18 protein-coding genes are annotated in these 22793 nt (G+C 65.2%); 11 read left to right on the top strand and 7 right to left on the bottom strand.

Annotation, left to right across the window (positions count from 1 at the left end; translation table 11 throughout):
• Positions 1-36 precede the first annotated feature (36 nt).
• Together ACTHQV_RS12355 and ACTHQV_RS12360 are read left to right on the top strand one after the other, a co-directional pair.
• The gene (locus ACTHQV_RS12355; protein WP_440490633.1) at positions 37-2187 is read left to right on the top strand and encodes a cellulase family glycosylhydrolase; all 2151 of its coding nucleotides are present in this window, start codon (positions 37-39) and stop codon (positions 2185-2187) included.
• 270 nt (positions 2188-2457) lie between these two features.
• The gene (locus tag ACTHQV_RS12360; RefSeq protein WP_440490635.1) at positions 2458-3447 is read left to right on the top strand and encodes a glycosyltransferase; all 990 of its coding nucleotides are present in this window, start codon (positions 2458-2460) and stop codon (positions 3445-3447) included.
• A gap of 43 nt (positions 3448-3490) precedes the next feature.
• On the opposite strand, the gene ACTHQV_RS12365 is transcribed toward ACTHQV_RS12360, so the two are convergent.
• The 4 genes from ACTHQV_RS12365 to ACTHQV_RS12380 all read right to left on the bottom strand — a co-directional run bounded on the left by ACTHQV_RS12365 (position 3491) and on the right by ACTHQV_RS12380 (position 8288).
• Entirely contained in the window at positions 3491-4357 is an 867-nt protein-coding gene (locus ACTHQV_RS12365; protein ID WP_440490637.1) for a hypothetical protein, read from the bottom strand.
• Positions 4354-5730 carry a GNVR domain-containing protein gene (locus ACTHQV_RS12370; RefSeq protein WP_440490638.1) on the bottom strand — a complete coding sequence of 459 codons (1377 nt, stop codon included), beginning with the start codon at positions 5728-5730 and terminating at the stop codon, positions 4354-4356. Before ACTHQV_RS12370 ends, ACTHQV_RS12365 begins: the two co-directional genes overlap by 4 nt.
• Complete coding sequence (locus tag ACTHQV_RS12375) at positions 5727-7067, bottom strand: AAA family ATPase (RefSeq protein ID WP_440490639.1); 1341 nt, start codon at positions 7065-7067, stop codon at positions 5727-5729. The genes ACTHQV_RS12370 and ACTHQV_RS12375 overlap by 4 nt, the downstream gene beginning before the upstream one ends.
• Before the next feature lie 69 nt (positions 7068-7136).
• Complete coding sequence (locus tag ACTHQV_RS12380; protein ID WP_440490640.1) at positions 7137-8288, bottom strand: GumK N-terminal domain-containing glycosyltransferase; 1152 nt, start codon at positions 8286-8288, stop codon at positions 7137-7139.
• Positions 8289-8580: 292 nt separating this feature from the next.
• On the opposite strand from ACTHQV_RS12380, the gene ACTHQV_RS12385 reads away from it, so the two are divergent.
• From ACTHQV_RS12385 to ACTHQV_RS12420, 8 genes are all read left to right on the top strand, one after another.
• Positions 8581-9765 (top strand): outer membrane beta-barrel protein, encoded by a 1185-nt coding sequence (locus tag ACTHQV_RS12385; protein WP_440490642.1) that lies wholly within the window; start codon positions 8581-8583, stop codon positions 9763-9765.
• A gap of 17 nt (positions 9766-9782) precedes the next feature.
• Positions 9783-10553: an SLBB domain-containing protein gene (locus ACTHQV_RS12390; protein ID WP_440490643.1), complete on the top strand. Its 771-nt coding sequence runs from the start codon at positions 9783-9785 to the stop codon at positions 10551-10553.
• A gap of 61 nt (positions 10554-10614) precedes the next feature.
• Positions 10615-12153 carry a lipopolysaccharide biosynthesis protein gene (locus ACTHQV_RS12395; RefSeq protein ID WP_440490645.1) on the top strand — a complete coding sequence of 513 codons (1539 nt, stop codon included), beginning with the start codon at positions 10615-10617 and terminating at the stop codon, positions 12151-12153.
• Positions 12150-13226, top strand: coding sequence for a glycoside hydrolase family 5 protein (locus ACTHQV_RS12400; RefSeq protein ID WP_440490647.1), 1077 nt, complete (start codon positions 12150-12152; stop codon positions 13224-13226). The genes ACTHQV_RS12395 and ACTHQV_RS12400 overlap by 4 nt, the downstream gene beginning before the upstream one ends.
• Positions 13223-14341: a glycosyltransferase family 4 protein gene (locus ACTHQV_RS12405; protein WP_440490649.1), complete on the top strand. Its 1119-nt coding sequence runs from the start codon at positions 13223-13225 to the stop codon at positions 14339-14341. Before ACTHQV_RS12400 ends, ACTHQV_RS12405 begins: the two co-directional genes overlap by 4 nt.
• A gap of 162 nt (positions 14342-14503) precedes the next feature.
• Entirely contained in the window at positions 14504-15892 is a 1389-nt protein-coding gene (locus ACTHQV_RS12410; protein WP_440490651.1) for an exopolysaccharide biosynthesis polyprenyl glycosylphosphotransferase, read from the top strand.
• Positions 15893-15940: 48 nt separating this feature from the next.
• Positions 15941-16564 (top strand): acyltransferase, encoded by a 624-nt coding sequence (locus ACTHQV_RS12415; RefSeq protein ID WP_440490653.1) that lies wholly within the window; start codon positions 15941-15943, stop codon positions 16562-16564.
• Positions 16565-16711: 147 nt separating this feature from the next.
• On the top strand, positions 16712-17164 hold the full coding sequence (locus tag ACTHQV_RS12420; RefSeq protein WP_440490655.1) for a PilZ domain-containing protein: 453 nt from the start codon (positions 16712-16714) through the stop codon (positions 17162-17164).
• A 4-nt stretch (positions 17165-17168) separates the two neighbouring features.
• On the opposite strand, the gene ACTHQV_RS12425 is transcribed toward ACTHQV_RS12420, so the two are convergent.
• The 3 genes from ACTHQV_RS12425 to ACTHQV_RS12435 form a co-directional block, all read right to left on the bottom strand.
• The gene (locus ACTHQV_RS12425; protein WP_440490657.1) at positions 17169-18479 is read right to left on the bottom strand and encodes a hypothetical protein; all 1311 of its coding nucleotides are present in this window, start codon (positions 18477-18479) and stop codon (positions 17169-17171) included.
• A 142-nt stretch (positions 18480-18621) separates the two neighbouring features.
• A complete protein-coding gene (locus ACTHQV_RS12430) occupies positions 18622-20595 on the bottom strand; it encodes a M10 family metallopeptidase (protein ID WP_440490659.1) in 1974 nt (657 codons plus the stop codon).
• A complete protein-coding gene (locus ACTHQV_RS12435) occupies positions 20595-21035 on the bottom strand; it encodes a hypothetical protein (RefSeq protein ID WP_440490660.1) in 441 nt (146 codons plus the stop codon). The genes ACTHQV_RS12430 and ACTHQV_RS12435 overlap by 1 nt, the downstream gene beginning before the upstream one ends.
• 716 nt (positions 21036-21751) lie before the next feature.
• Here ACTHQV_RS12435 and ACTHQV_RS12440 point away from each other — a divergent pair.
• On the top strand, positions 21752-22573 hold the full coding sequence (locus tag ACTHQV_RS12440) for a hypothetical protein (protein WP_440490662.1): 822 nt from the start codon (positions 21752-21754) through the stop codon (positions 22571-22573).
• Positions 22574-22793 lie beyond the last annotated feature (220 nt).

Consider the following 22793-nt stretch of genomic DNA (forward strand, 5'->3'; position numbering starts at 1 on the left):
GAAGGTCGCACTATTGCGACGGATGCGGGGTCTGTAATGCTTGGTATCAACCTGTCCGGTGCGGAGTTCGGCAAGGGCGACCGCTATGGCTATGACTATATCTACCCGTCGCTGAAGGATCTGGCTTTTTATGCGGCAAAGGGGATCGAGCTCGTCCGTCTTCCCGTGAAGTGGGAACGTCTGCAGGACAAGCTGGGCGGGGCGCTCGACGAACAGGAACTGGGGCGGTTGCTTAAGTTCCTCGACAACGCCCAGAGCCTGGGCATGAAGGTTATCATCGACGTCCATAATTACGGGCGCTTCGACGGCAAGGCGATCGGCACCGGCGACGTCACGGTCGAGAAGTTCGCCGATTTCTGGTCGAAGCTGGCCGATGCGGTCGGCGACAAGCCGGCGGTCTACGGCTATGACCTGATGAACGAACCGCACAACATGCCGAACAAGACGGTATGGCCGGCGGCGGCGCAGGCGGCGGTCGATGCGATCCGTGCGCTGGGCGACAAGACGACGATCTTCGTCGAGGGCGAAAGCTGGGCCAATGCGACCAATTGGGGATCGCACAATCCCAATCTGGACATCAAGGATCCGGCCGACAACATCGTCTACGAAGCGCATCTCTATCTCGATAAGAACCAGTCGGGCACCTATGCCGGCAGCTACGACCAGGAAGGCGCCACCGCCGATATCGGCGTGAAGCGGTTGCAGGCGTTCGTCGCGTGGCTGGAGGAAAAGGGCGCGCGCGGCTTCATCGGCGAATTCGGCGTGCCGTCGGACGACCCGCGCTGGCAGGTCGCGCTCGACAACATGCTGCAGGCGATGAACGATTACGGCCTGTCGGGCACCTATTGGGGTGCCGGCAAATGGTTCAACGGTTACAATGTCGGGCTGCTCGACAAGAACGGCAACGGCAAGGCGTCGCTCGACACGCTGCTGAAGAACCTGGGCGATGGCGAGGATGTCGGGTTGGCGCAATTGTGGGCGCCCAGTCCGGTTTCGAGCGGCACGGCGGCCAATCCGTCGTCGTCGGCACCGCGGATCGGCAGCGCCGCCAATTACGACAAGGCGGATTTCTCGACCGCGACGGCCGCCGTCACCGTCAAGCTCGACGGTGTGAAATATGTGTCGATCGAGGAAGTCGTCGGTAGCGCCTTCCACGACGTGCTGATCGGCGACAGCGCCGCCAACACGCTGATCGGCGGCAAGGGCAATGACGTGCTCGATGGCGGGGCCGGGGCCGACATCCTGACCGGCGGGCTGGGCGACGACGTCTATTATGTCGACAATTTGAAGGACGTGCTGACCGAGCGGGTGGGCGAAGGACATGACGTGGTCCATGCCACCGTCGACTGGGTGCTGGGCAATTCGTTCGAGGACCTGAAGCTGGACGGCAGCGCGATCAGCGGGACCGGCAACAAGCTGGACAATGTCATCATCGGCAACGCGATGGCGAACATTCTGAGCGGCGGCTGGGGCGACGACAAGCTCGACGGGCAGGGCGGTGCGGACCGGATGCTCGGCGGGACCGGCAACGACACCTATTATGTCGACAATGCCGGCGATCAGGTGATCGAGAACTATAAGGAAGGCAACGACACCGTCATCTCGGTGATCGATTGGACGCTCGGTTCGAACGTCGAGAACCTGACGCTGACCGGTGGTGCCCTGCGTGGCACCGGCAATGGCGGTGCCAACCGTCTGACCGCCAATGATTCGGGCAACTTCCTGTACGGATTGAAGGGCAACGACATCCTGACCGGCGGCGCGGGCAAGGACTGGCTGGAGGGCGGCGAAGGCAATGACGAACTGATCGGTGGTGCAGGCGACGACATCCTGACCGGCGGCGGTCATCGCGACACGCTTACCGGTGGGGCGGGCCGCGACACGTTCCGCTATACCGCGATCAGCGACTCCAAGGGCGGCGACGCGGACCGTATCCTCGACTTCACGAAGGGTCAGGACGTCATCGATCTGAGTTTGATCGACGCCAATCGCTCCGCGTCGGGCAACCAAGCGCTGACCTTCATTGGAACGGGGGAATTCACGCGGAAGGCGGGCCAGCTCCGCTATGAATTCCGTGACGACTATACGCTGATCGAGGCCGATGTGAATGGCGATGCCAAGGCCGATTTCAGCATCCGGCTTGAAGAATTCCACTACAAGCTGGCGGCCAGCGACTTCATCCTCTGAACCGCCGATATCGACGGCCTCGTGAGACCGTCCGTCCTGGCAAGGGGCGGGCGGTCTCGCCGCGTCGGTGCGCCTGTAGCACCCGGTTTAGCGGAAACGGTGGACCGGCCCGGTGTGTGCCGTTAACCCACGGGTAAACCCGGCATCCCATGCTGTCCGTGTTCCGTACAATGTGGTGCGGCTGCCCTGACATTCGGGGGCAGACTTCGCAGCGCCGATGTCCTACCACACGCCCGGACGGTCGCCGTAGGACGATAAAGAGGATAACGAATGACCGACCTGCCCCGTGTGTCGGTGGTGAGTGCCTTCTTCAATCGCGGTAGCCGGGTAAGGGAATCGGTCGGCAGCGTGCTGGCGCAAACCTATCCGAACCTCGAAATGGTGATCGTCGACGACGGCTCGACCGACGATACCCTGGCCGAGCTGCGCGCGATCGATGATCCCCGGTTGACGGTCATCTCGCGCGGCAATCGCGGCTTCGTCGCTTCGATCAACGAAGCGATCCGCGCCAGCAGCGGCGCGTTCGTCGCCATTCACGGCTCGGGCGATTTGTCCTTTCCCGAACGCGTCGCGCGACAGGCGCAGGTGCTCCGCGACGATCCGGCGATGGGTGTCGTCGGATGCTGGGTCGAGGATGACGAGACGGTCGGCGACGGGGCGCTGGTGTTCCGCCCGCCCGCCGGATTGCCGTTTCATGAGGCGCTGCTGACGCGCAACCTGTTCACGCATGGCGAGACGATGTTCCGCCGCGCACTGTACGATCAGGTCGGCGGCTATCGCGAATTCTTCTGCTACGCACAGGACCGCGACCTGTGGCTGCGCATTTCGCGCCATGCCGAATATGCGATCGTGCCTGAAATCCTGTACCGGCGCTTCAAGCCGGCGGGCGGGGTCAGCGCCGATCCGCAGAAACTCGTGCTGCAGGCCTATCTGTCCGATTTTGCGGTGCAATGCGCCAAGGCGGTCGACCGGGGGGAAGCCGATCCGCTCGAACAGCATGGGTATCCCGCCCCGTTCCTGCGCCAGCGCTCGGAGAGGTTGGCGCGCAAGCTCGCCTGGTATGGCGCCCGGCTGATGGTGAACGGCGATTTTGCGCGGGGCTGGCCGGTGGTCGAACAGGCGCGCAGCGAGGCGGGAAGCTGGCAGGTGCGGATGATCCACGCGTTGGCGGGGCTGCACGCATCGCCGATGCTGTGGGAGCGGATCGGGCGGCCGATCCTGACCCGGCGGCTGGCATTCTTCCGCCAGTCGGACGAGTAAGCCGGCTGGCGGGACGGCCGTGCGCGACCGTCCCGCCCGTGGTTCAGCGAATCAGGATGCTGCCGAGCACCGGCACATCGGCGGCTTCGAGTCGCGGCAGCAGCACGTCGAGCGCGGCGAACGGCGTCTGGGTACGTTCGACGACCAGCAGCAGCCCGTCGGCGCCGCGCGCGATCGCCGCGACCATCTCGGGCGGCTGGTGGCCGGCATCGATGATCGCGAAGCGATGGCCCAGACGGATGGCCCGGATCTGTTCGACCAGCGACACGCGCTCGACCGTTTCAGGCAGTGCGTTGATCGCCGGCCCGGCGGCGATCAGCGACAGGTTGGGGACCGGCGTTTCGACGACGGTCGCTTCGCGGTCCTCTGCGCCCGACAGCAGCGAGGTGACGCCCTCGGCCGGGTCGACCGCGAACAGCGTGTGATGGGTGGGCGCAGCGAAGTTCGCATCGACCAGCAGGCCCGGCTGGCCGAGCTGCGCGATGAGCGTTGCCAGATTGGCGGCGACGCCCGGTGCGTCGTCGGTACCGACCGCGGCGACGACGATCACGCGCAGGTCGCCGCGTTCGAGATCCTCGATCGCGAACAGGCTGGAGCGCAGCGCGCGCAGCTTCACCGTCAGCGCATTGTCGGGATCATAGGCGGCGACGACCGCACGGCTGACCCCGGTGGCGTCGGGATCGATCAGCGTGCCCGCCTCCGCCCGCGTCGCGAGCGTGCGCTGGACCTGCTCGGGGGCGACGACGCCCAGATCGACGACCGCTTCGGTAAAGCTGGCGCCGGTGCGGGCGCGATAGGCCTCGATCCGGTCGAGCTCCTCGCGACCCAGCCGATTGGCGTCGATCAGCGCGCTTTCGACCTCGCTGTAGCGATCCGCCGCTGCCCGCGACGTGCTGGAACGCAACCTCATGCCGATGCTTCCTTTCCGGCAAAACCAACATGGACCGAACCGCGGCTGAGATCGGCGAGCACCGGCAACCCGGTCGCCCGTTCGAACCCGTCGATGGTGCGCACGCGCGGCCGGCGCCATTCGAGGAACAGCGCGAGCATCACCCCGGCGAACACGCCGCCGACGATGCCGAGCAGCAGCCGGAGCGGCACATTCGGGCTGGACGGCAGGGTCGGCGCGGTCGCCCGGTCGAGAATGCTGACATTGGTCTGCGGGATTTCGCTCTGCAGGCGGACTTCGTTCAGCCGCGCCGTGACCGCATCATAGGCAGCGCGCGACGAATCGACGTCGCGTTGCAGCACCGCCATCTCGTCCTGCGCACTCGCCAGCCGCAGCACGCGTTCGCGCTGCGCCGCGACCAGACCGCGCAGATTGGCCTCACGGGCAGAGGCGGCCGCGCTGTCGGTGCGGACCGCATCGACCACGGTGCCGACCGCCTGCCCACGCCGGGCGCGAAGTTCGGCGATCTGCGCCTGTGCGGCGACGACCATCGGATGGTTGGGGCCAAGCGACTGACGCAATTGCTGCAACTCGCCCGACTTGGCGGCGATCTGCGTATCGAGACCCTGCACCACCGCCGACTGTTGTGCCGAGGAGGACGAGCCGGCCGAGGTATTGGCCCGCGCCCGCGCCTGCGCCGCTTCGGCCTGCGCGGTGGTCATCTGTTGCGACAATTCGCTCAGCTGCGCCTGCTCGATATCGAACCGGCCGGCACCGACCAGTCCGCGCGCCTGCTGGAAGCTGCTGAGGCGACGCTGCGCCTGTTCGAGGCGATCGCGCGCCTCGTTGATCTGCGACTGGAACCACTGCGAATAGACACGGGCCGGGTCGATGCGCAGTTGCAACTGGGTCTGGACATAGGCTTGCGCAAAGGCGGTCGCGAGCTGCGCGGCCTTTTCCGGATCGGCGTTCTGGTAATTGAGCGACAGGACGTTGGTCGAGCGCGTCGTCACGACTTCCAGCGGGGCGACGAGTCGCCGGCCGATCCATTCGCGCAAGCCGATGCGCTGTTCGCCCGATTCGCGGTAGCGCTGGATCAGGTCGGGATCGCGATCATAGCCAAGCTGTTGCGCCACCCGCTGGGCAACGACGCCGGACCGGATGATGTCGGCCTGGGTACCGAGCACCGAGGCCGCCGATTTGTCGCCGCCGCCGCCCTTGCCACCGGCGACCGGGTCGGATTGCTGGAGGTCGAACAGCAAGGTCGCCGACGCCGTGTAGGTACGCGGCGACTGCCACGTCCAGATCGCGACGGCGAGGATGCACGCAAGTGCGACCAGCGCGACCAGCCGCCAGCGGCTTTTCAGCGACTCGAGATAGTCCCAGACGTTCATTGCATGGTTCCTTCGTCGGCGGCCGGGGCGGGGCCGGCGCCCGTCCGCGTCGTCACGCACATTGACAGCAGCAATTGCGGCGCGAGCACGTCGTCGAATGCCAGCCGCTGCGACCCTTCCTGCATCCGCCCGAGCGCGGGCGCGAAGCTTTCGATCAGGTCGGGTACCAGCGCCGGGTCATGGCCGTCGCGGATCAGCGCGTCGGTCAGGTCGGCGACGGTAAATTCGAGATGGGTGGCGCAGGCCCGCGCAAAGCTTTCGAGCAGCGCGATAGGATAGCGGCGTTCGGCCAGGAGCCGCGTGAACAGTTCGTCGTCGCGCGGATTGGTGGTGCGCCAGATCGCCTGCGCGCGCCGCAGCCCCTCGGTCATCGCCGCGTCGTCGACCTCCTGCTGCCCCCGGTCGATCGCGACCAGACACGCCTGCAGGCTGAACAGCCGCATGTGATAGGGCGAGCCGCAGGCGGCCCAGCGCAACGCCTCCAGCGCGCTCGGCACGATCGTCAGGCCGATGGCGTTGCTGGTCAGACGGATGAAGTTCTTTACTTCAGCATCGGCGATCGGCTTCAGTCCGACCGCGGTCAGATGGCGGCGGACCGAGGCATGGACGTCGATCAACTCGCTGACATCGCCCGAAATGCCGACGAACAACAGCCGCACGCGCGAGCGCATGTCGGACAGCAATTTGAGCAGCAGCGCCAGCTGTGCCTTGGTCTCGGTATCGTCGAGCCGGTCGAATTCGTCGAGGATGAAGACGACGTCGTCACGGTCGGCACGTGCCAGCAACGCGGCGACCGCGCGCGGGGTGGGCGCGGCCGACAACAGGTCGACGGCCTTGGTATATTCGTCGGCGCGCAACCCGAAGGCGGCGGGGCCGAGTTCGTGGAGATAGGGCAGGATGACCTGTCCGAAATCGCCGGTGCCGGCGCACGACAGATAGATGATGGTCGCGCCGCGCGCATCGGCCATGTCGCCGAACACGCGGACCAGCGAGGTCTTGCCGCTGCCGCGCGGACCGTGGATGACCGCGTGCATCCCCGATTCGAGCACCGCCTCGCGTAGCGTCGTCAGTTCGGCTTCACGGCCGAACAGGTCGCGCGGATTGTCGACCGGCTGATTCGCGCCGAACAGGCGGACGGCCAGCGCGCGGGTCCGTTCGATCCGGCGTTCGGGCGACAATTCGGGGGCGGCGGTCCGGGCCGGCGTCGTCGGTGCGCGCGGGACGGGCGGGCGCGAGGCCTGTGCCGCGACCTTCAGCGGGCTGGGCAGCATCCTGCCGGTATCGCCGTTGATCTTGCGCAGCAGCAGACGGACGTGCGTCATCAATCGATCGAACATTCCGCCTCCTTCCCCACGGGCCGGCGCGTACCTGCCCGCTGCTTGCATCGCATAAACGTCATCAATTGCCTATCGGTTCGAATGCGGTAGCGCGTGGCCCGGCAGCGCGGTGTCCGGATAGCGTTCGGGGTGCAGCAGCCGTTCGCCGATCCCGTCCCATGTCGGAAAGGCGCGCGGTGCCACGCTACCCGCTGCCGCCAGCGCATCTCGTAGTGCCGCCTCGATCGATACGGGATCATCGTTACGATATCCGAAACGCGACGCGACATCGCCGCGGGCGAAATCGGGGCAGACCGCCGGCAGGCCGAGATATTCGTACTGGGCGAGCTTCAGGCTCGATTCCGCCAGATATTCGACCCCCGCCGCGCGGTGATAGGGGGCGAGGCCGATCGTCGCATGGCGCAGATAGGGCAGCGTCGCGCGGAACGGCATTTCGTCATGCAGGATGACGTTGGACGGCGCGTCGAATTTCGCGCCGCTGCCGATCACGTGGAACTGCACGTCGGGAAAGGCGGGGGCGGCGATGCGGAAGAAATTCTGGTCGAACAGCATCGCGCCGACCGACACCGCGTTGACCGTCCCCGGCGCATAGGGATTGGTGCCGTCGTCGACGAAATCGTCGGGATCGATGCCGAAGCCGATCCGGGTCAGCCGGTCGGTCGCCCAGCCGAAATCCTCGGCCATCACGCTGGAGCGCAGGCTGACGTGGTGCACCAGCGCGCCGTCGACCTCCAGCCTTTGCCGGACATAGGGATGCGCGCCGACGGTATCGAGCCGGTCGGTCGCGTAATAGATGATGCGTGCGGTCGGATTGAGCCGGCGCATCCGCCGCAGCATGACCGCCGCGACCGTCGCCTCGACCACCAGATAATCGGCCTCGGCGAACATCCGGTCGACGTCGCGATTGGGCAGTTCGGCGTAGAGCGGGAACAGCGTGCCCATCAGCTTGTCGCCGAGCTTCGAGCCGGTGGCGAAGGGGTGGAAGGCGGTGCGCCACAGATAGCAGCGGATATTGTCGACCGTTTCGAACCGGTTGGCGCGGTCCCATAGGAACAGCCGCGAATCGCCCTTGCGCCGTGACAGCCGGCTGAACCGCGTCGACAGGAAGGTGACGTCATAGCCGGTATTGGCCAGCGCCTTCGCGATCGGATGGATGCTCGCCCGCTTGGCGGTGCGATAGTCGTGGAAGGCGGACACGAACACGACCCGTCCCTTGCTCATGTCGCGCTCCCTGTAGCGTGCTGCGCAGTTCTTCGGTCCGCGCGTTCGGCCCCGCAATGGCTTGCCCCGCGCGTGGGGTCAATGGTGCGCAGGTGAAATGATGCCGCAATGCAGCATAGGGATATACTTGTCGTACCGTCGCGATTAGTTACCCCTCCACGTGCAGGCGAAGCGGCCGCTTTCGCACCGGAAAGTCGGGGATCGTAACGGGGGCGTCCGGGTTTTGACCGGATCGCCGGAAAGTCATAGAGCGGAAGGCCGGATGCACCGCATCCGACAGGGAGTTCGGGGAATGAAGGGTCCAGTCGCCATCGCCGCGACCGCTGGCGTAGTCGGCCTTGTCGTGGCCGCCGCACCCGCGCGGGCGCAGGAGAACAAGTTCGACCTGTCGCTGGCGGTGGTCGAAACCTATGACACGAACGTGCTGCGCCTGGGCGAACAGCGCACGAACCAGCCGACCGATAATGTGCAGATCGGGCCGCAGGTGACGCTGGATTACAGTCGGCGACTGTCGCGGCAACGTATCTTCGCCAACGGCTATGCCGGTTATTTCTGGAACAACCGGTTCGAATTCCTGAACCGGCAGGATGTCGCGCTGACCGGGGGCGCCGACCTGCGCGTCGGGCCGAAATGCCGCGCGACCGTGACCGGCAGCTTTTTCCAGGCGCAGTCGGACTTGCAGGACCTGAGCACGCCGGTCCGGAACGTCGCGACCACGCAGGATTATTCGATCGATGCCAGCTGTCCGCGACCGGCCGGCTTCTTTCCGGTCGCATCGGCCGGGTATTTCCAGGTCGACAACGAACGTCGGGTCGAACGGAACCAGGATATCGTCGATGGTCGGTTCGGCATCGGATACAGCCGGCCCAGTCTGGGCACGGCACAATTATTCGGTGCGATATCGACGATCCGGCGCGAGCGGGGAATCCAGACGCCGCAAGGCCTCATCCGCGATGTGACGAAGGTCCGCTCGGTCGGGCTGCGGGTCGAGCGCGACGTCGGCACCCGCATCCGGGCGGGTGGCGAGATTGCCTATACCTCCGCCGACCCGGCATCGCCGCAGGCGTCGGCGTTCGAAGGCATCACCTATGCGGTGAATGCGGCCTACACCCCGATCTCGCGATTCGTACTGTCGGCGGGCGTCGACCGGACGGTATCGGCACGCGGCAATCTCGGCACCAGCTATGTGATCCGCGAACAGGCCAATTTGGGCGCGCGGCTGACCGTCAGCCGGCGCACCTCCTTCGGCGCGCGGGTGCTCGTGGCGCAGCGCGATTACCAGGGCGAGGATCCGTTGTTCCTGCCGCAGCCGCGCGGCGCGGATACGCAGGTGACCGCACAGGCCGATGTCCGCTACCGCGTGGCGCAGCCGATCACGCTGGAACTGACGACGCGCTACTTCCAGCGTACCGCAGAGAATGATTTTTACGATTATGACAGCTTTGCCACGACATTACGGGCGTTGCTGCGCATATGATGGGAAAGGATAAGGGGATGAAGGCGTTCGTCAGTCTGGCCATCGCGATCGCGATGCCAAGCGCCCTCGTGCAGCCCGCGATGGCGCAGGCGACGTGGGATGGATATCGGCTGGGGGCCGAGGACCAGATCGAGGTGTCGATCTATGGTCAGGGTGGTTCGGTGACGAAGACCCGCATCAAGTCCGACGGGTCGATCACCCTGCCGCTGGTCGGCCGGGTCGAGGCGGCGAATCGCACGACGCAGGCGCTGGCCAGCGCGATCCAGGAACAGCTGCGTCGCGGTGGCTACGTCAACGATCCGATCGTCAACGTCGAGATCCTCGACTATGCCAGTCGCACCGTCACCGTGCTGGGCGAATTCGCCAGGCCGGGAATCGTGCCGCTCGACCGGCCGACCCAGCTGAGCGAACTGGCGGCGCGCGCGGGCGGCCTGCGCGAGGGCGGTTCGGACATCGTCGAGCTGCGCCGCGGCGGCAAGGTCACGACGTACAGCCTGACGCAGATCGCGCGGGGCCAGCAGGCCGATGTCGCGATGCAGCCGGGCGACGCGGTCTATGCGATCCCGGCGCCGCAATATTATGTCTATGGCCAGATCGGCAATGCCGGCGCCTTCGCCATCGCGCCGGGCATGACCATCCGCCAGGCGCTGGCTCGCGCCGGCGGTCCGACGCTCTCGGGGTCGGAGCGCAAGGTCACGCTGTATCGCGGCGGACGTGAGCTGGAGGCCGAACTGGCCGCCCCGGTCCTGCCCGACGACGTGCTGTTCGTGCGCGAGCGCATCTTCTGATCGGGACGGCGGACGTTCCGCGCGAGCGTCCGCCGGTCCGTTGGCACGGCCTGCGCGATCGATGAGCGACGACAGCCGTATCGACGATCGCGATCCCGTTGCGCGCATCGGCCCGCCGGGGTCGATGAAGCGCACGCTGGCCGCCGGGGCAGGGTGGACCACCGCGCTGCAACTGGCGTCGAAGGCGATCGAGCTGGGCTTCACCGCCGTACTCGCCCGCATCCTGTTTCCGCATGATTTCGGCGTGATTGCCGGCGCCACGATCTTCATCGAACTGGCGCTGTTGCTGGCCGAGGTCGGGATCGGCGCGACGATCGTGCAGATGCCTGGGCTGACCTGCGACGACATCCGCATCGCGGGCACGCTCGTCTTCCTGACCGGCATCGGTTATTTCCTGCTGGCGCAGCTGCTGGCACCGCTGGCGGGCGACTTCCTTCAGATCGACGGCGTGACCGGCGTGCTGCGGGTGCTGGCGCTGGTGTTCGTCCTCCAGTCGTTCGGCATCGTGTCCGAAAACCTGCTGGTGCGGCGGCTCGACGTGCGGCGGGTGATGATCGCGCAGGTGCTGGGCCGGATCGTCGGCACCGGCGGGGTCGGTATCCTCCTGGCGTGGCTCGGCTGGGGCTATTGGGCGCTGGTCGCGGCGGCACTGGTCGAAACCGCGTTCAAGGCGGGGTGGCTGGTCGCGATCGTCCGTCCGCCGATGCGACCGCTGCTGACGTGGGCCGGCACCCGGCGGTTGATGGGGCGCGGCGCCGGCTTTTCGCTGGCGCGCATCCTCAATTTCTTTGCGCTGCGATCGAACAATCTGGTCGTCGGGCGGACGATGGATGCGGCGGCGCTCGGCATCTATTCGCGCGCATTCAACCTGATGAGCGTACCGTCCGAACTCTATACCCGCATCGCCGAACGGCTGGTGTTTCCGGCAATGGCGCAGGTGCAGGACGATGCCGTCCGGCTGCGTGCTGCCTTCCTGCGCGGGACCGAACTGACCGCGGCGATCGGTATGCCGATGTCGGCGCTGCTGGCGGTACTGGCGCCCGAAGTGATCGATATCATTCTGGGATCGCGCTGGGCGGCAGTGATCGGACCGTTCGCGATTCTGTGCTCGGCCAGCTATTTCCGCCTGGGATCGAAGATCGGGGGATCGTTGCAGCGGGCGAAGGCGGCGACCGGGGCGATGGTTTCGAACCAGATCGTGTATCTGGCGATGGTCGTCGGCGGGGCGCTGATCGCCTATCCCTATGGTATCGAAGCGGTTGCGCTGGCAGGGAGTATCGCTGTGGTCGCATCCTATATCATCATCAACGTCAACGCCTGCCGCATCGCCGGCGTCGATCTGCGCGCATTCGTCGCCAGCCATGGGCATGGCGTGCTGCTGGCGGCGTTGAGCGTCGCGGTCGTGTTGCCCGTGGTTAGCATGTTGCGGGGGGCGGCGGCACCTGCGCTGGTCACGCTGAGCGTGTCGGGAGCGGTGCTGCTGGTCGTGGCGCTGATCCTGTTGTGGCGGCGGCCGCGCTGGTTGCTGGGGGCGTTTCTGGTGTCGCTGATCGACGATGCGGTGCGGTCGCTCGCCCGGCGGCGGGGGGCCGTGTCGTGAGGCGCGCGCCATGGCTGCTGGCCGCCGGTCTGCTGCTGGTCGCGGGTTGCAACGGGCAGGGCGATGCCGAGCCCAAGGACCCGCCACGCCGCCCGGCGCCGCCGCCGAAATTCGGCGTCAACCTGTCGGGGGCCGAGGGTCGCGAGAATGACGGGGCGCGCCCAACGCTGGCCGATGTGCGCAACGCCGTCGACCGGCTGCGCTTCGGCTTGATCCGTTATCCGTTCCGCCCCAGCCGGATGACCCCCGACCGGGTCGAGGAAATGAAGGCGATCGCCGCCTTCACCCGGTCGCGCGGGGTGCCGCTGATCCTCGACAACCATAATTCGCGCTGGAACCCGGTCGGCGAGCAGGTCGCGTTCTGGAGCGACCTTGCGCGGCAGTTTCCCGATGACGGGTCGGTGATGATCGACCTGGTCAACGAACCCGGCAACGTCCAGTGGATGCAATGGGCCAGCGAGGCCAAGGCGGTGATCGCCGGCCTGCGCCGAAACGGCATCCGCCATCCGATCCTGCTGCAATGGCCGGGCTGGTCAGGCATCCAGCGGTTCGACAAGCGCGAACCGGCGGATCGCGACTGCGAAAGCGCCGGCTGCGCGCTCGACCGGACGCCCGGGCCGCTTGATCCGATCGACCGCACCTTCCTGAACGGCCATCGCTATTTCGATTCGGACGGTTCGGGCACCAAGCGCGATTGCACCAACGACAAGGGCGAACCGCGTACCGACAGCGGCTTCGACCGATTTGCCAAGCAGCTGCGGCGGCGGGGCCTGCGCGGCTATATCACCGAATCGGCGTTCGGCAGCTATGCGGCGATCCCGCCCGGCTGTACGGCGGTCGGGGCCGATGCCGTCGCGCAACTGCGCGCGAACAGCGACGTGCTGCTAGGCATCACCTGGTGGGGCGGGGGGCGGATGTGGCCCGACCGCTATCTCTTCAAGATCGAATGTCCCAAGGACGATCGATTCACCTGTCCTCCATCGGAGTATCAACGGATGCTGAACCCGGCCCTTTCGACCGGTCCCGGACCCATCCCCGGCGCGCGCACCGACCGGGCGGAGCCGCGGCGATGACCGCCGGTCGGCCGCTATCGATCGTCCATGTCGTCCGCCAGTTCCATCCGGGGATCGGCGGCATGGAGGAATGCGTGCTGCAACTGGCGCGCTATCAACAGCGCGACGGACATGGTGTGCGCGTGGTGACGCTCGACACCATTTTCGACGAGGATGTGACGACGAAACTGCCGCATCACGACGCGATCGACGACATCGAGATCCGCCGCGTCGCGTGGAAGGGGTCGAAGCGCTATCCGGTCGCGCCGGGCGTGCTGCGCCACCTGAACGGTGCGGACATCGTCCATGTCCATGGTGTCGATTTCCTGTTCGACTATCTGGCGCTGACCAAGCCGATCCATGGCCGCACGCTGGTGCTATCGACGCATGGCGGCTTTTTCCACACCCAGTTCGCCGGCAAGATGAAGCTGCGCTATTTCGCGACGGTCACCCGCACGGCAATGCACGCCTATGCCGGGACGGGGGCGTCGAGCACGCAGGATTATGACCGGTTCCAGCAGATCCGCCCGCGCAACCTGCGGCTGATCGAGAATGGCGTCAGCCTCGACAAGTTTCGCGGGCTAGCCGATCCCTCGGCGCAAACGATGCTGTATTTCGGCCGGCTGGCGCCGAACAAGGGGCTGTTCGAGCTGCTGCCCTGGTTCGCGCAGGCGCGTTCGGTCGATCCGGCATGGCGGCTGGTGATCGCGGGCAAGCCAATGGGGGTGGAGGCAGGCGAATTGCGCGACCGTGCCGCCGCCGCTGGCGTCGCCGACGCGGTCGAGGTGGTGGTGACCCCGACCGATGCCGAGATCGCCGATATCGTCCGGCGCTCGTCGGTCTATGTCTCGGCATCGAGCTATGAGGGCTTCGGTCTGGCGGCGATCGAGGGGGCGTCGGCGCATCTCTATCCGGTGCTCAACGCCATTCCCGCCTTCGAACGGACGATCGAGACGATGGGGTTCGGCCGCATCGTCGACTTCACCGATCCGACGTCGGGCGCGGCGTTCGCGCGCGACTGGCCGGCGGTCGACCGGCCCGATCCCGGCGCGCTGGATGCACTGCTCGACGCGCGTTTCGGGTGGCGCGGACATGTCGATGCGTTTTACGACTTGTATCGCGCTGCAGCGAAGTAAAGAGATGGTAACGCTTTTACCGTATCGCCGCCCGAACGACCGCATTGCCACGGACTTGCGCCGCAAGCGCAACTGATCCATGGACGCGCGGCGCACGTACGGGCTTCAAGACCAAGACCAACTATAGCCGTTACCGGCATATAACGGACATCGGGGATCAGGGTGACAGGAATACCAGCCGATTCCGGAACGGATGTTGCTGGCGCAGCCAGAAGTTCGCGATTCTGGCTGACCCCGCATGCGCTCCGCCTGCGGCTTTACGCCACGCTGCTCGCGCTCGACATTACCGCGATCGCGTTCGGCTTCCTGCTGCCGAGCCATTTGCTGAAGTCCGACTTCAAATTGTTCGAGCTGCTGACGGTGACGGCGATCGTCTATACCGGCATCGCGTTCAATTCCGGTGCTTTCTCGCTGCGTTCGACGCAGGACGTGTCGGTCGACACCGCGCCAGCCGTCCGCGCGCTGCTGTTCACCTATGGCGTGCTGTTCCTGCTGTCCTATTTCCTGAAGCTGGAGCGCGATTTGTCGCGCCTGCTGATCGGTATCGCGATGGTCGTCGGCACGCTGACGCTGGTCGTGTTCCGACAGATCGTCGCGATCTATGTCGAATCGAGGCTGCGCGACCGGCTGCTGGTGCAGATGCTGATCCTCGACGGGGCCGACATGGCGCCGCCGCCAGGATTCCGCGTGGTGCGCGCCAGCGATATCGGCCTCGTCCCCGACCTGCGCGATCCGGCGATGCTCAACGCCTTCGGCTCGCTGATCCGCGAATGCGAACGGGTGGTGGTCGCCTGTTCGGAGGGGCGCTGCCAGGACTGGGCGATGCTGCTCAAGGGTGCGAACGTTCGCGGCGACGTGGTCGTCGACACCATCTCCCATTTCGGCGCGCTGGGGGTGTCGCATATCGGCGATCGCCCGACGCTGACCGTCTCGGTCGGGCCGCTGTCGCTGCGCGATGCCTTTGCCAAGCGGGCGTTCGACCTCGCGGTATGCGTGCCGGCGCTGATCGCACTTGCCCCGGCGCTGTTGCTGACCGCGCTGCTCATCAAGCTCGATAGCCCGGGACCGGTGCTGTTCCGCCAGCGTCGCGTCGGCCGCGGCAACGAATTCTTCGACATCCTGAAGTTCCGCAGCATGCGCGTCGAGCAATGCGATGCCGACGGCAATGTTTCGACCAGCCGTGACGACGACCGCATCACCCGCGTCGGCTATTTCATCCGCCGCACCAGCATCGACGAATTGCCGCAGCTGCTGAACGTGTTCTTCGGACAGATGAGCATCGTCGGCCCGCGCCCGCACGCGCTGGGTTCGCTGGCCGGCAATCACCTGTTCTGGGACGTCGACACGCGGTACTGGCATCGCCATGCGTTGAAGCCCGGCATCACCGGCCTGGCGCAGGTGCGTGGCTATCGCGGGGCGACCAACCATGTCGAGGATTTGACCCGCCGGTTGCAGGCCGATCTGGAATATGCCGCCAACTGGTCGTTCTGGCGCGACGTCACGATCCTGGCGATGACGGTCAAGGTCGTCGTGCATAAGAACACTTATTGAACCATTTCGGACTAAATTCGTTCGTCGCGGTTCGACGAGGGAACTGATTTGGGTTTACTTTCACGTGCGAAGCCGGTGCTGCGGTTGCTGTTGCGACTACGGCCGTTGGCGACGCTGTTCGCCAATTGCAGGACGCCGTTCCGGGTCATCCTCTATCGGCGTGCACGCCTGTCGATCGCCGGACCCTTGAGCGGCAAGGGGCGGCTGGCGATCGGCAAATGCTGGCCCGGACAGGTGTCGCGCGGGACCGAGGTGGCGGTGCGGCCCGGCGGATCAATGCATGTCGACGGCATCTTCGCACTGCATCGCGGCGTCGAAATCCGGGTGAGCAAGGGCGGGCGGCTGACGCTGGGCAGCGGCTATCTGGCCGACGACGTGCGCATCGATTGTCATCAGGCGGTGACGATCGGCCACCGCGTGGCGATCGCCGCGCGCACCGTCATCATGGACACCGACCATCACGACCTGACCGGCGCCCGCGCCCGGACCGCGCCGGTGGTGATCGGCGACGATGTCTGGATCGGCATGGGGGTGATGATCCTGAAGGGCGTGACGATCGGATCGGGCGCGGTGATCGCTGCCGGGTCGATCGTGGTGCGCGACGTGGCGCCCGGCATGCTGGTCGCCGGCAGTCCGGCCCGCGACATTCGCCCGGTAACCTGGTCGATCTGATGGTTACGTTGTTTGGTGAACAATAGAGCCGCAATTATTTACCGCGCGTTTACCAACCACCGTTTAGTAACCATCATTCCGTGATCTGCGGAAAAGCTTTGGTAAGACCTGATCCGCTATCTGGTGTGTAGCCAGATGGAGGATGCCATGAGTCTTCAGGCACGCATAATTGAAGAAGAGTTTGTCGGTCGTCGTGACGAAGACCGTGTTTCGGTCGGTCGTGCGTGCGTCTTGCGCGTCGCAGGGCGGCCGCCGGTGCATAGCGCGTTGCTCGACCTGACCCGGCATGGCTGCCGGATCCGGACCGGCCATCCGCTGGCGGTCGGCGAATCGGTGCTGCTCGGCCTTGCCGGGGTCGGCACGGTCGAGGCGACCGTGATGTGGGGCGAAGGCACCCAATATGGCTGCGAATTCATGACCACGCTGCGGTCGGGCGCGGTGTCCGACGCGACGCGCGGCAACGTCGTCAGCTTCGACGTGGCGCCCGTGGCGCAGCCGTTCAAATGGTCGCCGCGCCAGCGGTTGCTGACGCTGGCGATCTATGCGGCGACGCCGTGGCTGGCGATCATGGCGGCGGTCCATCTGTTCCGCGCGCACTGATCGTTCAGCCGGCGGTGGCCCGTCGCCGGGCCATCCGCTCGCGCGGGGTCAGTCGATGGGCCTCAGCCTGTCGGCGGGCGGGATCGGCCCGCGGCGGCATATAGGTCGCGCGGCAATAGCCGAGCAGCAGCCACAGCAGCGGCGCCGACTTCATCGAGAAGGTACCGGTGCCGCCGACCAGCAGCCAGACATAGACATAGAGCGCCGCCGCCCACGCCGCGCGCCGCGACGTGTCCGAATTCTGCGGCACGATAATGATGAAATAGGCCCAGTAGATGAACGCGCCGGCCAGACCCATCGACGCGATCAGGAAGCCATAGCCGGTATCCCCGGTGCGCGGGATCAGCGCGGGGACGCCGAACAGATAGCCCATGGCATCATATTCGGTCAGATAACGATAGGTGGTCCCCAGCCGCCCGACCGGATCGTCGCCGGTCCGCCACGGGATGAAGGCGAACAGCAGGAAGGTCGCCGCCAGCGACACGATCGGTAGCAGCCCCTGCCAATAGCGCGGCAGGCGCGGGAACAGGAAATAGCCAATCAGGAACAGCGGGGCGAGCAGCGACGACATGCGCGCATTGTTGGTGACGACGATCAGGAACACGGTCGTCAGCGCCAGCACTCGCTCGGCGATGGTCAGCCGCTGCCACAGGGTGCACAGATACACCATGACGACGATCGAGAAGCAGTTGATGCCGACCTGTTCGAGGAAGATCGACGAGGTGCGCGGGCCGTCATACAGGCCGAAGCTGAAGCGCCCGTTATACGAGATCGTCCCGATCGCCAGCGAATTCTCGTCCATGAATTCCTTCGCGACGAAGCCGCGCGTCTTGGTCAGGTAGCTGGCCGGCTGGAAGATCGAGGCATAGGTGTCGACGCTGCTGATCTCGAGCAGCAGCACGCCGAGCGCGATGACGCAGCTGACCGCAAAGGCGATGCGCACCATGCGTTCGTCGCAGCGTATGCCGAGGATGGTGAAGGCGGCGATGATGAGCGCGTTGCGCACCCCTTCGATCATCGGCCGTTCGAACACCAGCGACCCGATCAGCGCGACGGCGGCGATGCCGGCGACGAGCAGCAGCGGTGCGATATCCTCACGCCGCAGGCCGTCGCGAAAGAAGGACAGGCCGATCGCGCCGAGGATGATCGTCAGTTCGGCCACAATGACGATGCCGTTGTTCATCGGCGCGCCGGCGGCGGCGGCGGCGGCGAAGATGCCGTTATAGGCGATCGCAAAGGGCGCGATCAGCGTCATGACCCAGCGCAGCGCCGCCGAGTCGCGGCTGGTGCCGGCCTGGAGTGCGACGCGGTTCACCGCGTCGCCGCGTGCTTATGGCCAAACGTCACGGCGATCGATCCCTTCCCCAGCAAAGCCCCGCCAATAGCAGAGCCTTGGCCGGTTTGCGAAGGGGGAAGGCACGATCCACTCGCGCGGCGGACCGTGCCTTCCAAGGCCGTTACACGTCGACGTTGCCCAGGCCGACGCTCGATCCGATGGCGCTGTAGATATAGAAGCGCATGCCGTTCTGTTCGATCATCCCGTCGAATTCCAGCGCCCGCGTGCCGGTGATGGCGACGGTGCCGCCCGCGCCCGACAGGTCGAGGATGCCGTCGTTAAAGCGGATGATGCCGTCGTTATTGCCGTCGAACAGCGCCGTCGTGGTGACGATCATGTCGCGCGAGGTGAAAGTCAGCGAATCGTTGCCGAGGCCCGCAATTGGGTTGGCGGTGTCGAAGAAGAAGATGTCGCTGATCTTCTTGTTGCTCGATGATTTGAGGACATTATCGCCGAAGCCGCTTTCGGCGACCTGCTGGTTGCGGCCGGCGACCGGGCGGACGCGGGCGTCGCCATAATAGAAGACGCCATCGATGCTGCCCATCAGCCGCAGCCCGGCGGCGCCGTTCGCACCGGTCAGCGCGACCGCATCGCCGTCGCTGGTGTCGAGGGCCAACGTGCTGCCGCGCCAGGTGATGATGCCATCGTTATTGTTGTCGCGAATCGCCCGGTCGACCGCCAGCACGTCGCCGCGCTGCCAGTCGGTGACGGTGTCGACGCCCGAGACGCCCGAGGTGCGCAGTTCGAAGACGTCGCGCCCGGCACCGCCGGTCAGCTTGTTGGCGACCTGGTTGCCGATCAGCCGGTCGTTGTCGCCGCCGCCGATTGCGTTCTCGATCGTGACGCCATAGGCGATCGAGATATTGTCCTTGTAGAGGCCGTTGGTCACGCCCAGTTCCTCGCGCAGTGCGGTATAGGCGTCGAACGTCGCCTGGCTGCGCGGTGCCAACCCCTGTGCCGCGCGATTGGCGTTGACCTGTTCGAGCGTCAGGAATTCCTCGATCCCGCCGCCGGACGAGAAGGCGCCGGCGTTGAGGTCGATGACCGACGGCGTGTTCCATCCCGAGAAGTCGAGCGTGTCGTTGCCGCCCGCATCATAGATGGCGACGACCGGTGCAGCGTTCTTGGTGAAGTCCAGCTCTGCGCGGTTGGCGGTCGAATTGAAGCCATAGACGGTGTCGCCGGTACGGGTCGTCTTGTCGGCACCGTAGAGTTTCTGGACCGCGACGATGTCGTGGATCATCGGCGTGGCGGCATAGCCGAAGCGCAGATTGGCCCAGTCGATATGCTGCGCACCGGTTTCGTACGCGTCGAAATAGCTCATAATCGAATATTGCGCCGAATCCTGCGCATAAGCGGCGTCGTTGGCATAGGTGATCGGATCAGGCTGGCCGTCGCCGTCATCGTCGTCGAGCGCATCGTAATCGCCCGGATGGCTCAGCCCCAACGAATGGCCGAGTTCGTGGATGATCGTCGTCTTCGCATAGAAGCTGTCGCGGACGGGAAAGAAGTTGGAGCTGACGAAGCCGTCGATCCACACGTCGCCGCTCAGCCGGCCATAATCCTCGAGATCGTAGAATTTGGCGAAGGCCGAGTCGTCGAAGATGTTGCCGAAGGGCAGATAGGCATAGGCCTGCGCCCCGCCGGTATTCGTGTTGCCGAAAGTGATGTCAGCATTATACGACTTGGTTTCCTTGAACGTGATCGCAATCAGGTCGTCCCACAATGCGATCCCGGCGCGGGCCATCGTCCGCTGGTCGGCATTGAATGCCGAAAATGCGTCGGCATAAAAGGCTTCGTCGAGGGCGATCGTGCCGGTCGCGTTGACGTAATAGCTGTTGGCCAGCTCCGCATAACTGTTCCAGAAGCCGAAATTCAGGACGCCGTCGCTCAATTCGCCATAGTTGTTGATATTCCAGCTATAGCCCGACCGGGTCAGGATATTACCGGCCTGTGTCGGCGTAGCGATCGGCTTGTTCGCATAGGTCTGTCCCGCGAACGGATCGAGCGACAGCGATTCGACGATATCGTCGGCCCCACCCAGCGGCCAGTCGCGTTCCACCGGCGTGCCGGGTACCAGAGCGCTATTCTCCATTAGTTCATCTCCCCTGTAAGTCGATTATCCGGTCGTGCGCCGCGCCATGGCAGCGCCCGGTCCAGCGCGCGTGCGGCGAGGGTCGCGAAATCCTCGCCCTCGCCGGCGATGATCGCCGGACCGATCCATTCCCCCTGCGCATCGTCGATGACGATCGATGGCCGCGCAGACAACCTGATCGCCGGTCGGCCATCGGCCGGCGTCAGATCGGCGGTGATCTGCACCCGGTTCCAGTCGACGGCGTCGGAGCCGTCGACCGGAACCCGCGCACCCCGTTGCGCGGTTGCGAGCAACGTCGCGCATTGGTCGGGCGTGGCGGCGATGCAGGTCAGGCCCACCGATCGCACCCCGCGCCACAGCGGTGCGGCGATCGTGCGTTGCGACATGGCGGCGGCAAAGCTGGTCAGGGCGGGCGGCGGGGTACTCGGCAAATCGGGCAACGCGACGCTCCCTGAACAACTGCCGCGATGATGCGCCCGTTGTAAAAAAGCGCCAGACAATATTACCGAATTTTAACTATCGTGCCGTAAGCGTGATCAAAATGGCACAGGCCGTCCCGAAGCGGGAATTGCGGCACGAAATTCATGGTGCGATGCCGCGATCCAACTTGCATTGATGTGTGTTTATCGTAGATGCGCATTGCGGGGAGAGGCAGGGGATTATGTCCGAGAGGATCATTCGGCGGTACTGCGTAGTGCGCTGCTGATGCCACCGGGGGCGTGACGCCGCCGGATATCGATCGAACATCTGCGTTGAACGACGGTCGGGTGCCTTACGGAAGCCCGTTATTGTCGTTCGTCCCTACGCGACTTCGTGCTTCGATTCCAAAGTAACGGTATAATATTCGTTCGCTCGCCGACGGTCGGCTGGCTCCGGCCGTCCGTTATCGCGGGCGGTTCGTCGTGGCTGTCGAGCGAATACTCCAATCGTCGTAGAAAAGGTCGACTGCCGATCACGCCCTGCTCTGCGGTCAACGGATTTCCAAGGTTAACGGCTGTCCTAAAGTTGGAATTGTTGGACGTCTGTTCATGAAGGATGGTTGAGAATTCCTTGACGGTCCAAGAAATCGAACGTAAATGCCGCTTTAAGCATGGTGCGCCTGAGATGGCGGGCGTGCTGACCGGACGTTTTTTTTAGAATTTGAGGGAGGAATACCATGGCCGATACGGTTCCTAAGTTCCGCAGCAACGAAAAGCTGATCGTGAGCGCCACCGAAGTGCAGATCGCCGCCAATTCGGGTAGCGATATCTATGACGGCGCGGGCGCTTCGAAGGCGTTCGTTTTCAACAACGTCGAAGTCGGTGACGACCAGCTGCAGAATTTCGGGTATAACGACTCGATCCTGAACTATCAGAAGATCTTCGACGGTAACGACGACGGCTTCATTCAGTTCGGCAGCAATGGCGTGCTGGATATCGATCGTACCAGCAAGAAGAAGGCCGGCCAGGACCAGATCCAGGTCACCGGCGAAGGCTATCTGGTCAACGAACTGCGCTATCTCGGCACCAAGGGTGGCGAAGGCGTCAACGGCATGCACGTCTATGCCAACTCGGCGACCCTGAAGAACCTGTGGAGCGTCGAGAAGTTCGGTGGCCGCGCCAACATCATGGAAAACAAGGTCGGCAACGAGACCTATGATTTCTCGGGTGGCAACAAGACCCTGCTGGTCGACAACGCGCTCGGCCTGAACATGGGCCAGGACGTACTGACCAACTTCGGCGCCGGCGACAAGCTGGTCACCACCGCCAAGCTGTTCGACAACACCACGAACAACGTCGTCGGGTTCGGCAAGAACTTCGTCCTCGACGTGTCGGGTGCGGAAGGTCCGCGCTCCGACGATCCCAGCAAGGGCCCGGGCGGTCAGCTCGATTTCTCGGCTCCGGATCTGACCCGGATCAAGTTCGTGGGTGAAGAAGTGCACGGCGGCGTGACCTACTACGTCTACGAAGCTCCCGACGCCGCTACCCCGGCGCTCTAAGCTGACAAAAACCGTCGTCGTTACGGCGATGGGTGAGGGAGGCGCTGGCGAAAGCCGGCGCCTCTTTTTTGTGCGTGCCGTCGGGCATGACCGGACCGCGGAGCGGCCGGCGGATGTGGGCGGGGCGGCTCGGCCATCGTCCGGCATCCGGGCGCCGCTTGCGCGCACGGGTAGCGTTTCCGCATGCGCGAACGAAGGTCGCGGAATGGCACCGATCTGC

The sequence above is a fragment of the Sphingomonas sp. SAFR-052 genome (assembly GCF_051965015.1).
Classification (GTDB): Bacteria; Pseudomonadota; Alphaproteobacteria; order Sphingomonadales; family Sphingomonadaceae; genus Sphingomonas.

What these genes read in the sequence shown, in the direction of transcription:
- ACTHQV_RS12355 (WP_440490633.1), top strand. Translation starts at nt 37, where the DNA reads ATGCTTGGTATCAACCTGTCCGGTGCGGAGTTCGGCAAGGGCGACCGC.
- ACTHQV_RS12430 (WP_440490659.1), bottom strand. Translation starts at nt 20,595, where the DNA reads ATGGAGAATAGCGCTCTGGTACCCGGCACGCCGGTGGAACGCGACTGG.
- ACTHQV_RS12360 (WP_440490635.1), top strand. Translation starts at nt 2,458, where the DNA reads ATGACCGACCTGCCCCGTGTGTCGGTGGTGAGTGCCTTCTTCAATCGC.
- ACTHQV_RS12440 (WP_440490662.1), top strand. Translation starts at nt 21,752, where the DNA reads ATGGCCGATACGGTTCCTAAGTTCCGCAGCAACGAAAAGCTGATCGTG.
- ACTHQV_RS12375 (WP_440490639.1), bottom strand. Translation starts at nt 7,067, where the DNA reads ATGTTCGATCGATTGATGACGCACGTCCGTCTGCTGCTGCGCAAGATC.
- ACTHQV_RS12385 (WP_440490642.1), top strand. Translation starts at nt 8,581, where the DNA reads ATGAAGGGTCCAGTCGCCATCGCCGCGACCGCTGGCGTAGTCGGCCTT.
- ACTHQV_RS12370 (WP_440490638.1), bottom strand. Translation starts at nt 5,730, where the DNA reads ATGAACGTCTGGGACTATCTCGAGTCGCTGAAAAGCCGCTGGCGGCTG.
- ACTHQV_RS12365 (WP_440490637.1), bottom strand. Translation starts at nt 4,357, where the DNA reads ATGAGGTTGCGTTCCAGCACGTCGCGGGCAGCGGCGGATCGCTACAGC.
- ACTHQV_RS12420 (WP_440490655.1), top strand. Translation starts at nt 16,712, where the DNA reads ATGAGTCTTCAGGCACGCATAATTGAAGAAGAGTTTGTCGGTCGTCGT.
- ACTHQV_RS12395 (WP_440490645.1), top strand. Translation starts at nt 10,615, where the DNA reads ATGAGCGACGACAGCCGTATCGACGATCGCGATCCCGTTGCGCGCATC.
- ACTHQV_RS12380 (WP_440490640.1), bottom strand. Translation starts at nt 8,288, where the DNA reads ATGAGCAAGGGACGGGTCGTGTTCGTGTCCGCCTTCCACGACTATCGC.
- ACTHQV_RS12390 (WP_440490643.1), top strand. Translation starts at nt 9,783, where the DNA reads ATGAAGGCGTTCGTCAGTCTGGCCATCGCGATCGCGATGCCAAGCGCC.
- ACTHQV_RS12405 (WP_440490649.1), top strand. Translation starts at nt 13,223, where the DNA reads ATGACCGCCGGTCGGCCGCTATCGATCGTCCATGTCGTCCGCCAGTTC.